This window comes from Rheinheimera sp. (genome assembly GCF_030690345.1).
Taxonomy (GTDB): domain Bacteria; phylum Pseudomonadota; class Gammaproteobacteria; order Enterobacterales; family Alteromonadaceae; genus Alishewanella.
This window is the reverse complement of record NZ_JAUYGV010000001.1, coordinates 212947-225610: the sequence shown is the minus strand read 5'-3', so window position 1 is coordinate 225610 and position 12664 is coordinate 212947. Positions and strand designations below refer to the sequence as shown.

The 12664-nt window shown below is 51.1% G+C and carries 11 protein-coding genes; 10 read left to right on the top strand and 1 reads right to left on the bottom strand.

Features of this window, described 5'->3' with window-relative positions; all coding sequences use genetic code 11:
• The first annotated feature begins 115 nt into the window (after positions 1 to 115).
• The 8 genes from ppsA (at position 116) to Q8O77_RS00960 (ending at position 9259) form a co-directional block, all read left to right on the top strand.
• Positions 116 to 2494: a phosphoenolpyruvate synthase gene (gene ppsA, locus Q8O77_RS00995; RefSeq protein ID WP_305550818.1), complete on the top strand. Its 2379-nt coding sequence runs from the start codon at positions 116 to 118 to the stop codon at positions 2492 to 2494.
• Positions 2495 to 2621: 127 nt separating this feature from the next.
• Entirely contained in the window at positions 2622 to 3815 is a 1194-nt protein-coding gene (gene chrA, locus Q8O77_RS00990) for a chromate efflux transporter (RefSeq protein ID WP_305550816.1), read from the top strand.
• Positions 3816 to 3825: 10 nt separating this feature from the next.
• Positions 3826 to 4512, top strand: a complete 687-nt coding sequence (locus Q8O77_RS00985; protein WP_305550814.1) for a glutathione S-transferase family protein — start codon at positions 3826 to 3828, stop codon at positions 4510 to 4512.
• A gap of 82 nt (positions 4513 to 4594) precedes the next feature.
• Complete coding sequence (locus tag Q8O77_RS00980) at positions 4595 to 6097, top strand: sodium:alanine symporter family protein (RefSeq protein WP_305550812.1); 1503 nt, start codon at positions 4595 to 4597, stop codon at positions 6095 to 6097.
• Positions 6098 to 6268: 171 nt separating this feature from the next.
• Positions 6269 to 6616, top strand: a complete 348-nt coding sequence (locus Q8O77_RS00975; protein WP_305550810.1) for a BON domain-containing protein — start codon at positions 6269 to 6271, stop codon at positions 6614 to 6616.
• Between the two features lie 129 nt (positions 6617 to 6745).
• On the top strand, positions 6746 to 7441 hold the full coding sequence (locus tag Q8O77_RS00970; RefSeq protein WP_305550809.1) for a response regulator transcription factor: 696 nt from the start codon (positions 6746 to 6748) through the stop codon (positions 7439 to 7441).
• Positions 7419 to 8465: a HAMP domain-containing sensor histidine kinase gene (locus tag Q8O77_RS00965; RefSeq protein WP_305550807.1), complete on the top strand. Its 1047-nt coding sequence runs from the start codon at positions 7419 to 7421 to the stop codon at positions 8463 to 8465. Before Q8O77_RS00970 ends, Q8O77_RS00965 begins: the two co-directional genes overlap by 23 nt.
• A gap of 65 nt (positions 8466 to 8530) precedes the next feature.
• Positions 8531 to 9259 (top strand): carbonic anhydrase, encoded by a 729-nt coding sequence (locus Q8O77_RS00960; RefSeq protein WP_305550805.1) that lies wholly within the window; start codon positions 8531 to 8533, stop codon positions 9257 to 9259.
• A gap of 51 nt (positions 9260 to 9310) precedes the next feature.
• Here Q8O77_RS00960 and Q8O77_RS00955 read toward each other — a convergent pair whose 3' ends face one another.
• Positions 9311 to 11158, bottom strand: coding sequence for an ABC transporter ATP-binding protein (locus Q8O77_RS00955; protein ID WP_305550803.1), 1848 nt, complete (start codon positions 11156 to 11158; stop codon positions 9311 to 9313).
• Between the two features lie 283 nt (positions 11159 to 11441).
• On the opposite strand from Q8O77_RS00955, the gene ribA reads away from it, so the two are divergent.
• A complete protein-coding gene (gene ribA / locus Q8O77_RS00950; protein ID WP_305550801.1) occupies positions 11442 to 12023 on the top strand; it encodes a GTP cyclohydrolase II in 582 nt (193 codons plus the stop codon).
• A gap of 94 nt (positions 12024 to 12117) precedes the next feature.
• Positions 12118 to 12585: a DUF1456 family protein gene (locus Q8O77_RS00945; protein WP_305550799.1), complete on the top strand. Its 468-nt coding sequence runs from the start codon at positions 12118 to 12120 to the stop codon at positions 12583 to 12585.
• The last annotated feature ends 79 nt before the right edge of the window (positions 12586 to 12664 follow it).

The window sequence follows — 12664 nt, the reverse complement described above, 5'->3', positions numbered from 1 at the left end:
AAAATTACATTGAAAATTAAGGTTTTATTTAGCCTGAGTGGCAGTGTAAAATCGCTGTGCTTTGTAGCGCTGCTTGTAAGCTTACACGCCACTCGACAAAAAATGGAGATTAACTGTGCAAGAATTTGTGATTTGGTATGAAAACCTGGGTATGCACGATGTAAATCGGGTGGGCGGCAAGAATGCCTCTCTGGGAGAGATGATCAGTAATCTGGCAAATGCCGGCGTACAGGTACCGGGCGGTTTTGCCACCTCAGCCTATGCTTTTAACCAATTTCTTGAACAAAGCGGCGTTAATGAGCGCATTTATCAGCTGCTCGACGGCCTGGACGTTGACGACGTAACCGCATTAGCCAAAGCCGGCGCGCAGATCCGGCAGTGGGTTATCGATACGCCGTTTCAACCGGAGTTAGAGCAGGCCATTCGCGAGGCTTACCAGCAACTGCATCCGGATGCAGCGCAGGATGTGTCTTTTGCCGTACGTTCATCGGCCACCGCCGAAGATATGCCAGATGCATCTTTTGCCGGCCAGCAGGAAACCTTCTTAAACGTGCGCGGCTATGATGCCGTAATCGTCGCTATTAAACATGTGTTTGCCTCGTTATTTAACGACCGCGCCATTTCGTATCGTGTGCACCAGGGTTATGACCACCGTGGCGTGGCGTTGTCGGCCGGGGTGCAAAAAATGGTGCGCTCCGATTTAGCCTCATCCGGTGTCATGTTCAGCATTGATACCGAGTCCGGCTTTGAAGATGTGGTGTTTATTACCTCATCGTACGGCCTGGGTGAAATGGTGGTGCAGGGCGCTGTTAACCCGGACGAATTCTATGTACACAAACCGACACTGGCCGCCGGCCGTCCGGCAGTGGTAAAGCGCAATTTAGGCAGCAAGAAAGTCGAGATGATTTATTCCGGCGAGCAAGGCCATGGTAAGCAGGTTAAGGTGGTAGATATTGAGCCACAGCGCAGCCGGCAGTTCTCGTTAACCGACGCCGAAGTAGAAGAGCTGGCCAAACAAGCCGTTATTATTGCTCAGCACTACGGCCGCGCAATGGATATTGAATGGGCTAAAGATGGTAACGACGGCAAGTTGTATATCGTGCAGGCGCGGCCGGAAACGGTAAAAAGCCGTGAAGACAGCAACAGCATGGAGCGTTTTCAGCTGTTAGCCAAAGCCGCGGTTGTGGTAGAAGGCCGGGCCATTGGTCAGCGTATTGGTGCCGGCACCGCCAAGGTGCTCAAAGGCATAGAGCAGATGGACCAAATTCAACCGGGCGATGTGTTGGTAACGGACATGACTGACCCGGACTGGGAACCAATCATGAAGCGGGCGTCGGCCATTGTCACCAACCGCGGCGGCCGTACTTGCCACGCGGCCATTATTGCCCGTGAACTGGGCATTCCGGCAGTGGTTGGCTGTGGCGATGCCACGGCTAAAATTAAAACCGGCCAACAGGTTACTGTGTCTTGTGCTGAAGGCGATACCGGCTTTATTTATGACGGTAAGCTGGAATACAAGGTGGTGAGCAGCCGCGTTGATCAAATGCCAAAGCTGGATTTAAAAATAATGATGAACGTCGGCAATCCGGAGCGGGCGTTCTCGTTTGCCAAGCTGCCGCATGCCGGTATTGGTTTGGCACGGCTGGAGTTTATTATTAACCGTATGATTGGCGTGCACCCTAAGGCATTGCTGAACTTTGATGCGCAAACCCCGGAGCTTAAAGCCACCATCAGCGAGATGATTGCCGGCTATGCCGACCCGGTTGAGTTTTACATTGCCAAGCTAACCGAAGGTATTGCCACTTTAGCCTGTGCTTTTGCGCCGCAAAAAGTGATAGTGCGGATGTCAGATTTTAAATCAAACGAATACGCCAACTTAGTTGGTGGACGCCAGTATGAGCCGCACGAAGAAAACCCGATGATCGGCTTTCGTGGCGCCTCGCGCTATATCTCCAAAGATTTCCGCGACTGCTTTGCCTTAGAAGTAGAGGCATTAAAACGGGTGCGCAATGTAATGGGCTTTACCAATGTTGAGGTAATGATCCCGTTCGTACGTACTTTGGGCGAAGCAAGCAGCGTAATCGATTTGCTGGCAGAGCACGGTTTAAAGCGCGGCGACAACGGCCTGCGCGTCATTATGATGTGCGAGTTGCCATCTAACGCCTTGCTGGCAGAGGAGTTTTTAGAATACTTCGATGGCTTCTCAATTGGTTCAAATGACTTAACCCAGTTAACCCTGGGGCTGGACAGAGACAGCGGCCTGATAGCCCACTTGTTTGATGAGCGTAATCCGGCAATTTACAAATTGCTGGAAATGGCCATTAAAACCTGTAAGGCCAAAGGCAAGTACATTGGTATTTGCGGCCAGGGCCCGTCGGATCATGAAGACTTTGCCGCCTGGTTAATGCAGCAGGGTATCGACAGTGTATCGTTAAACCCGGATACGGTGCTGGAAACCTGGCTGTATCTGGCAGAAAAATACGGTAAAAACTAAGCCCACTTGCTATTTTGTGCCATAAAAACCCCGCTTGCGGGGTTTTATTTTGCTACGCGGCCATAACTCTTGCACCCGACGCCGGCTGGCACTAGCATAACCTGAACCACTCAACAGGAAGTTGGTTGTGACTACCTCATCCGTGTCTGTGCCATTGTGGCAGCTGTTTATTATTTTCTTCCGCCTGGGGTGTAGCAGCTTTGGCGGACCTGTGGCGCATCTGGGGTATTTTCACCATGAATTTGTTGAAAAGCGCCGGTGGTACAGCGCGCAAAGTTACGCGGAGCTGGTGGCGTTGTGCCAGTTTTTACCTGGCCCGGCCAGCTCTCAGGTTGGTATCGCCATAGGCCTGAATGCCGCAGGATATCGTGGCGCGCTGTTATCCTGGTTGGGCTTTACCTTACCCTCAGCTGCACTTATGCTGGGCTTTGCTGTTGTCTATCTTACTTTTGCGCAAAGTGCAGATCAGCTTTGGCTTAGCGGCTTAAAAATTGTGGCGCTGGCGGTGGTGGCACAGGCAGTTTGGGGCATGGGCAAAAGTTTGTGTCCGGATCCGGCCCGCGCCGGCATCGCGCTGTTAAGCGCGGTGTTGGTATTGCTACTGTCCGGTGTTGTCGCGCAAATTGCGGTAATGTTAGTGGCGGCGTTAGTTGGCATATTGCTACTGCCGCAACAGCCAGCAACGCCGCGTCAGGCAACGCAAAAAGCCAATACTCGCGCTTCATGGTGGTGTTTGCTGCTGTTTTTTGTGCTGTTAGCCGGGCTACCTGTAGCCGCGCAATTCTACCGGAATGAATGGCTAAGTTTGTTTGATAGTTTTTATCGGGCCGGTGCTTTGGTATTTGGCGGTGGCCATGTGGTATTGCCACTGTTGCAAAGCGAATTGGTGCCGCATGGTTGGTTAAGCGATGAAGCGTTTTTGGCAGGCTACGGTGCGGCGCAGGCAGTGCCCGGACCGTTGTTTAGCCTGGCCACCTATCTGGGGGCAGTGTCGGCCGGTTCTGTTGCTGCGGGCGCTATACTTGCCACTGTGGCTATTTTCCTGCCGGCATTTTTGTTGTTATTTGCCGCCTTGCCATGGTGGCAGCGGCTCAGTTATTACCCTGCTATGCGCAGGGCCATGGCAGCTGTTAATGCGGCCGTTGTCGGCCTGCTGTTGGCCGCTTTGTATGATCCGGTATTTATCAGTGCTATCCATGGACCGGTTGAACTGGTCTTTGCTTTGTTGGCGTTTTTGGCACTGATGTACTGGAAGTTTCCACCCTATATCGTTGTATTTCTGGCTGTTATTATAAGTTTTACTATTACCCGGTTTAGTTAAGGAGAACATTATGCGTGAACTTTATATTGCCAATAAAAATTATTCCTCCTGGTCACTGCGGCCCTGGCTGCTGATGACACAGCTGAATATTCCGTTTATTGAGCAGGTAGTGCCGTTTAGCCAGCAGGGCAACTTTGCAAAATTCCGCGTATTTTCGCCTACCGGCAAGGTACCGTGTCTGGTGCAAAAAGACATAGTGGTATGGGATTCGTTGGCCATTGCTGAGTACTTATATGAAAGTTATCCGGCGGTGTGGCCCAAAGAGGCGAAAGCCCGCGCATTCGCGCGTTGTGCAGCGGCAGAGATGCACTCCGGTTTTAGCGCGCTGCGCAATATCTGTGGTATGAGCTGTGGCCATCGCGTGAAATTACACCGCATTACAGCAGAGTTACAGCGTGATTTGGATCGCATTACCGAACTGTTTGAACAAGGCCTTACCAATTTTGGCGGGCCTTTTTTGGCAGGCAAACAGTTTAGTGCCGCAGATGCATTTTTCGCCCCGGTTGCGTTTCGGGTGCAAAGCTACGGCCTGGTGTTAAGTGAGCCGGCCATGGCTTATGTGCAAACGCTGTTGAACCTGCCGGCAATGCAGCAATGGTACCAGCAAGCGTTGGCCGAACCCTGGGTAGATCAGGCGCATGATGAAGAAATAGCCACAGCCGGGCAAATTACCGCAGATCTGCGGCAAACCGGCTAACAGCGTAGCTATTCTGTTTTTGCTGTGGCAAATTAAGCGGCGTATAACAAAATGTGCTTAAAAATAACTATAAGGAAGGGAAATGGAAGGCTTTATTAGTGCGCTGAACGGCATTATCTGGAGCCCGGCGCTGATTTATCTGTGTTTGGGCGCCGGTTTGTTTTACTCGATACTGACCCGGTTTGCCCAGGTGCGGCATTTTAAAGAAATGTGCAAACTGCTGCTGAACAACACTGAATCAGACAAAGGCATTTCGTCGTTTCAGGCGCTGGCGGTATCACTGTCCGGCCGCGTGGGGGTGGGTAATATTGCCGGGGTGGCGGCGGCTATCGGCTTTGGTGGCCCGGGCGCTATATTCTGGATGTGGGTGGTGGCCTTTTTGGGGGCCAGCACAGCTTATGTCGAATCTACTTTAGGTCAGCTGTATAAAGTAGAAGAAAATGGTCAGTATCGTGGTGGCCCGGCTTACTATTTTGAGCGCTGCCTCGGTTGGCGCTGGCTGGGTATTTTGTTTGCCATTTCAGCTATTATCGGCTGCGGTATTTTCCTGCCGGGCGTACAGGCCAATGCTGTAGGTAATGCGGTAACGCAAATTTTCGGCGATGGTAATATGGTGGTAACCAGCTTTGGCGAAGTGGGCACCCATAAGCTGATCGCTCTGGCGGTGATCCTTATCGTGCTGGCGTTTATTATTTTCGGTGGCATTAAGCGTATTGCGCACTTTACCCAAATTGTCGTGCCTTTTATGGCGCTGGGTTACATAGTACTGGCGCTAATAGTGGTATTCCTGAACCTGGATAAGGTGCCTGGCGTATTTAGTCTGATTTTAAGCGATGCCTTTACCGCTCAGGCAGGGTTTGGTGCTGCTATTGGCTGGGGTGTTAAACGGGGCATTTACTCAAATGAAGCCGGCCAGGGCACGGGCCCACACGCTGCTGCAGCTGCGGAAGTAGATCATCCGTCACAACAAGGCCTGGTGCAGGCGTTTTCCGTTTATGTTGATACGCTGTTTGTTTGTACCGCCACTGCACTGATGATTTTAATCACTCAGCAGTACAATGTGGTTGGTGAGCTGACAGACGGCAGCTTTATTGTGCAAAATGTTGATGCCGCCACTGAAGTTGGTTCAGCCGCTTTTACCCAAATGGCTCTGCTTAGCGTATTTGGTCCGTTCGGCCAGGTGTTTGTTGGTATAGCGCTGTTTTTCTTCGCTTTTACCACCATCTTGGCGTACTACTACATTACCGAAACCAATGTGGCGTATTTAAACCGGGTGTTTAACAACAAGCTACCTAACATTGTGTTTAAGCTGCTGCTGATGTTTATGGTGGCCTACGGCACGGTTAACAGCGCCGGTTATATCTGGAATATCGGCGATATCGGCGTTGGCTTAATGGCATGGGTTAACGTGCTGGGTATTTTGACTATTTTCTTTATGTACAAGCCTACCATGCGCTGCCTGCGCGACTTTGAAGTACAGAAAAAAGCCGGTGGCCCCATTACTTTTGATCCGGTAAAGCTGGGCATTAAAAACGCGACCTTCTGGGAAAAGCGGCTGGCAAAACAGCAGCAAGAGCAGAAATAACATAAGTTACGCAAGTTCAATAAAACCCTTAAAAAGCCCGGCCTCAATGCCGGGCTTTTTCGTATTTACTCAATGCGTGAGCGCAATATGTCTGCCAGCGCACAGATATCTGCTTTTTGTTACCGCATGATGGTTTTTACTCTGCACTTTCGCAGCGTGAAGGAGCTTAAAATGCAAGCAATAAAACGTACTTTAGTGACTGCCGGCGTAGTGTTAGCAGGTAGCCTGCTGCTTACCAGCTGTGATCGCGGTAACGTCAATGCCCAAACCGGTGCACCGGATCTCACCGTAACTACCGAGGATGGCGGTGGGGATGATCTCAATATCACCACAGCGGTAAATACCGCGCTGATGGCTGATCCGAAGCTGCAGCACTTAGACATTCAGATTGAAACCCGCAAAGGTGATGTAACGCTTTCCGGCACAGTGGAAACACAGGCACAGCGCTCACAGGCTGAAATGATTACCGCTTCAACGTCCGGTGTTCATGCGGTAAATAATAAGCTTGAAGTGAAGTAAGCACAGGCCTTTGCCGGCGTTAACGGCGTAAAATCCGGGTATTCAGCCGGGCTTTGTGAAAGCCCGGCCTTGAGATACACTTCCTGTCATGTACTAACGGCCAAATTGGCCGCATGAACAGGTTGGCGGATGCATATACTGATTATTGAAGACAATGCGGATATTATCGCGAATTTGTACGGCTATCTGGAACCGCTTGGTTATACACTGGATGTAGCGCGCCACGGCAAGGCAGGGGTGTTGTGCGCTACAACATCCTTTCATGATGCCATAGTGCTTGATTTGTCGCTGCCCGGCATGGATGGCGTGGAGGTATGCCGCGTGCTGCGGCAGGAATATCAGCTAACCACCCCGATACTGATGTTAACTGCGCGCGATACTGAGCAAGATAAAGTGACCGGCTTTGCTGTTGGCGCTGACGATTACCTGGTAAAACCCTATTCCTTGCCGGAACTGGATGCGCGGCTAAAAGCATTGGTGCGCCGTGCGCGTAATGAGCACGTGCAAGCGGTGCTGACATTTGATGAGTTACAACTGGATAGCAGCCTTCTCAGGGTAAGCCGCGCCGGTCAGGTATTAGATCTGACGCCAACCGGCTACAAAATTCTTACTGCCTTAATGCGGGCGGCGCCAAAATTGCTGACACGGGAAGAGTTAGCACGTGAGGTCTGGGGCGATGAGCCACCCGATAGTGATGCGCTGCGCACCCATATTCATAGCCTGCGTCGGGTTTTGGATAAACCCTTTACTTACCCGATGTTATTAACTCTGCCTGGTACCGGTTATCGCCTGATGAGCTCCGATGAAGCCAAGACTGTCCCTTAAACAACACATTACGCTTACCTATATTTTGCTGGCCGTGGTCGTCGCCGGTGCTTTTAGTCTGGTGAGTTATATTTCGGTAAAGGTTATTGAAGCTCAGGTTATCGGTGCACCGGCCGGGCTGGAGGATACCGAGCGGGTGATATTGTTCTCTCTCGCCGCCGGTTTTTTTGTCAGTGTTTTACTGGCAGCAGGGCTTGGCGTATTAAGCGTCAGGCGCGTTATTGCGCCGGTTGCCGCTCTGGCCGATGCGGTGAATCGCAATGCTGCGGCAACCGCGCTGCCATCACTTTCTGCGCCGGATGAAATTGGCGTGCTGGCACGGGCTTTTGCCAAACGCACTGACGAGCTACAACAGTTTTTGCAGCGCGAGCAAATGTTCACCGGCGATGTCAGCCATGAACTGCGCACACCGTTAACCGTGATATTAGGCGCGGCAGAGCTGCTGACGGCACAATTACCGGCGCAGTCGGTGCAGTATATAACCGCAGAGCGAATCCGCCGCGTGGCAGCGGAAACCGCGCAACGCATCAGCGCTTTGCTGTTGTTAGCAAGGGCTCATGGCACCGGTGCTGCGCCCTGCACAGTACTGAATACGATTATTGAGTCAGAAATGGAGCGCTGTCAGCCGCTGTTGCAAGGCAAAGCCGTGCAATGCCGGCTGCAATGGGCTGCGCCGGTATCGGCCACAGTGCACCCGGAGTTGGCCGGCATTGTTATCGGCAACCTGCTGCGTAATGCCTGCCGCCATACCGAGCAGGGTTATATTCTGGTGCAGCTTAAGGCCGGGCGGTTGGTGGTAGAGGACAGCGGCACAGGTATTTCAGCTGCAGTCCGCGCGCGGTTGTTTGAGCGTTTTGTACACGGTGACGAGTACCCGGCACACGAAGGCATGGGCTTGGGGCTATCTATTGTTAAGCGTGTGGTTGAGCATATCGGCTGGGATGTACAGCTGGAAACCCCGCCAGAGGGCGGTACCCGTTTTGTGCTGAGTTTTCCGGCGTTGGCAGGAGCTTTATCCACTTAACGCAATCTTAACGCCCGCTGGTTTATGTTGTTGCTCTGGTTTATCAGGTCGTTAAGAGGAAACAGATGAAACGCACTTTGCTTGCAGTTGGGATCTTATTGTCATCAGGCATGGCCTGCGCCGATGAGGGCGCCGCCTGGAGTTATAGCGGCGATAGCGGACCGGATAACTGGGTGCGGTTAAGCCCGGAATACAGCAGTTGCGCCGGCAGTAATCAATCGCCGATTAATCTTAGCGGCTTTATTGACGCTAAGTTAGAGCCGGTTAAGTTTAACTACAATGCCGGTAGCGCAAATATCCTTAATAACGGCCACACCGTGCAAATTAATATGTTGCCGGGCAATACGATTACCGTTGATGGTATTGCGTTTGAACTAAAGCAGTTTCATTTTCATCTGCCCAGTGAAAACCTGATAAACGGTAAATCTTTTCCGATGGAAGCGCATTTAGTACATGCTGATAAAGACGGTCATTTAGCCGTTGTTGCAGTTATGGTTACACCCGGGGCGGCCAGCAGTGTGCTGAGTAAGGCGTGGGCGCAAATGCCGCAGCAGGGTGAAACCAGGCCAATAGCGGCGGATATTTCTGCGTTGGATCTTTTGCCGGCACAACGTGATTACTATCGTTTTAACGGCTCGCTGACTACGCCGCCTTGCTCTGAAGGGGTTCGCTGGCTGGTGATGAAACAACCTGTTTCAGCTTCACAGGCGCAAATAAACCAGTTCCTGCAAGTAATACATCACCACAATAACCGCCCGGTACAGCCGGTTAACGCCAGGGTAATATTGCAGTAACGTCGTCTGCAGTTAACACCGGCGAAGTGGCGGTGTTAACTGCAACGCGTATTATTCCACGCCGATAAAACCGCCGGTTTGATGCGCCCATAACTGGGCGTAAATGCCGCCGCTGGCAATCAGTTCGCTGTGCGTACCTTGCTCGACAATATTACCCTGATCCAGCACGATTAAGCGGTCCATCTGCGCTATGGTAGACAAGCGGTGGGCGATGGCGATCACGGTTTTGCCGGCCATCAGGGTATTTAAACTGGCTTGTATCGCAGCTTCTACTTCTGAGTCCAACGCAGAGGTGGCTTCATCCAGAATTAGAATCGGCGCATTCTTTAACAACACACGGGCGATGGCAATGCGCTGACGCTGGCCGCCGGATAATTTTACACCGCGTTCGCCCACCTGCGCATCAAAACCACTGTTGCCTTTAGGATCAGTTAAATCACTGATAAAGTCACTGGCTTCGGCTTGCTCCGCCGCCAACTGCAGCTCGGCTTCAGTGGCTTCCGGCTTGCCGTAAGCAATATTGTCGCGTACCGAGCGATGTAGCAACGAGGTATCCTGGGTTACCATAGCAATATGTTGGCGCAGACTTTCCTGGTTAACCAGGCTGATATCCTGGCCATCGATCAGAATTTTGCCGCTTTCGACATCGTAAAAGCGCAGTAATAAATTTACCAGCGTAGATTTACCGGCACCGGAGCGACCGACCAAACCCACTTTTTCACCCGGTTTAATCTGCAGATTTAACTGCTGCAGCACCGGCGCTTTGCCATTATCGCTGCCGGCTTTGCCGTAATTAAAGCAAACATTATTAAAGCTGATAGCACCGTGTTGTACCTGTAGCGGCTTGGCATCAATAACATCCAATACCTGCGCCGGCTGCGACAGGGTGGTTATGCCATCAGCCACAGTACCGATGTTTTCAAACAAGCTGCTGACTTCCCACATGATCCACTGTGCCATGCCGTTTAAGCGCAGCGATAAGCTTACTGCGATAGCAATAGCACCAACGCTGATGGCGCTTTCAGCCCACAAATAAATCGACAAGGCCGCGATGGCAAATACTAAAAAGTAATTTAAGGTTTGCACCGACACACTTAAACCGGTGGCTAACCGCATCTGGCGGTAAACCGGTTTTAAAAACACTTCCATGCTGTCCTTGGCGTAGGCTTCTTCACGGTTAGTGTGCGAAAACAGCTTAATAGTAGTGATGTTGGTATAGCTGTCGACAATGCGACCGGTCATTTCCGAGCGGGCATCGGCCTGGCGGGTAGAGGCCGCTTTTAAGCGCGGCACAAAGTAAAACTGCATGGCGATGTAAATCACCAGCCAGACCAACATCGGAATGATCAGTCGCAAGTCAGCATCGGCGATAAAAAATAACATAGAGCCGAAATACACCAGGATGTACACCATCACATCCAGCAGTTTCATTACGGTTTCCCGTACCGCCAGCGAGGTTTGCATTACCTTGGTAGCAATACGGCCGGCAAAGTCGTTTTGATAAAAGCTGATGCTTTGGCGCAGCAAATAGCGGTGTGCCAGCCAGCGGATAGACATAGGGTAGTTGCCCAGTAACGTCTGATGCACAATGGCGGCATGAAAAAAACTCAGTGCCGGTAGCAGTATTACCGTTACTACCGCCATCTTAATTAAGGTAGCGCGCTCGGCGGTAAATAAGGCTGCCGGTTCATTTTGCACCAGCCAATCTACCAATTGGCCCATAAAGCTGAATAGCGACACTTCCAACATGGCCAGCAAGGCTGTGCTTATCGACATCAGAATAAGTGATGCCTCCATGCCTTGAGTGTAATGACGGCAAAAAGCAAAAATACCCTTGGGCGGTTGGGTGGGCTCAACGGCCGGAAAAGGTTTAATAATACGTTCGAAAAAACTTAGCATGAAAAATAACCGGTAGCTAAAACAGCGGCTATTGTAGCGGGTTTAAGAAAAATTGCATGGCTGCTGCGCCGGTTAGCCGGATTTTATCGGTATTGGCATTGACCGCTTCTGAGCGTGATTTTTTGTGATATTATCACAATACCATCGCGTCAGGCGGTAGCAAGGCTGCTATAATGCCTGCAACAGGTTAGCTTGAATTACGCCTGCCCTGGCCCAATAAAGTTTGCGCTGTAGCCAATAAAGCTTGCGCTGTATAAGTGCGGCCGTTATCTGAGAAGTTATGATGAAATTAAAACTTGTTACCTCAACGCTGTTGCCAACCCCCTTTGCGGAGTTTCGTTTGCACGGCTTTGAAGCGCCAAATGGTAAAGAGCATGTCGCATTAACGCTGGGCGATGTAACGACGGCGGAGCCGGTACTGGCGCGGGTACATTCTGAATGTTTAACCGGTGATGCGCTGTTTAGCCTGCGCTGTGATTGCGGCCCGCAGTTAGAAGCAGCGATGCGTAAAATTGCCGATCTGGGCCGCGGCTGTATTCTGTATTTACGCCAGGAAGGCCGTGGCATTGGCCTGATCAACAAAATTCGTGCCTATGCCGAGCAGGACAAAGGCCTGGATACGGTAGAAGCCAATGAAATACTGGGCTTTTTGCCGGATATGCGCGAATACGATATAGCCGCGCAAATGTTTGAGCAATTAGGCATTGGCGAGGTACGTCTGCTTACCAACAACCCGCGTAAGCTTAAAGCCTTAACCGATGCCGGTGTTAATGTACTGGAGCGGGTGCAGCACAGAGTAAAAACCAGCGCCCACAGCCACCGTTATCTGGCTACTAAGGCCAGCAAACTGGGGCATTTGCCTTAGACGGCTGCATACTAAGCAGCAAGATACGGATTTAACGGCGGCTGTGGTATTATAGCCGCCGTTTTTCATCTGACTTTTGCTACAGGACACTATCTTGACCAACAACGACGTACTGCGCAGCCTGCGCTACACGCTAAATGCACCTAACCACGGCATGATAGCCATTTTTGCCTTAACCAATGCCACGGTAACAAAAGAGCAGGTGATGGCCTGGCTGGAATCTGACGAGAGCGAAGACTTTGCCTTAATCAGCGATGTGTTGCTGGCCGGGTTTCTTAATGGCGTAATTATCCAGCGTCGCGGTGCTAAAGACGGTGTTATTCCGGAGCCGGAAACCAAGCTGAATTACAATATTATTTTGCGTAAACTAAAAATTGCCTTTGATTTAAAAGACGATGATATTTTAGCCTTGTTAGAAGGTGCAGAGTTCCGTTTAAGTAAGCATGAATTGAGTGCCTTTTTCCGCCGTCCGGATCATAAACACTATCGTGCCTGCCAGGAGCAAGTGCTGCGTTACTTCTTACGCGGCTTGCAGCAGAAAGTACGCCCGGCAGCCAGTTAGTTTTTAGCGCGCAATAGCAGTTAAATCTGCTATCAAGTTAATGGTATACTGCAGGCACTTATTGCCGAGTGTCTGCAGT